2 tRNA genes are annotated in these 278 nt (G+C 47.1%); both read left to right on the forward strand.

The window, feature by feature from the left end:
* Positions 1–23 precede the first annotated feature (23 nt).
* A tRNA-Ile gene (locus ACJ004_RS30175) sits at positions 24–100 on the forward strand.
* A 10-nt stretch (positions 101–110) separates the two neighbouring features.
* Positions 111–186: transfer RNA gene (locus ACJ004_RS30180), tRNA-Ala, on the forward strand.
* Positions 187–278: the final 92 nt, after the last annotated feature.

Consider the following 278-nt stretch of genomic DNA (forward strand, 5'->3'; position numbering starts at 1 on the left):
CTCTCTTTATATTTCCGTTGTGGGGGCCTATAGCTCAGCTGGTTAGAGCGCACGCCTGATAAGCGTGAGGTCGATGGTTCGAGTCCATTTAGGCCCACCATCTTCATAACGGGGCCTTAGCTCAGCTGGGAGAGCGCCTGCTTTGCACGCAGGAGGTCAGCGGTTCGATCCCGCTAGGCTCCACCAAAGTTTTTTGCGATAGCAAAATAACTTTCAATTTATTCGTTCTTTGAAAACTAGATAATCGTAATGAAGAAGCAAAGTAAACATCGAGTTAT

It is taken from the genome of Neobacillus sp. 204 (assembly GCF_046562815.1).
Lineage (GTDB): Bacteria > Bacillota > Bacilli > Bacillales > Cytobacillaceae > Neobacillus.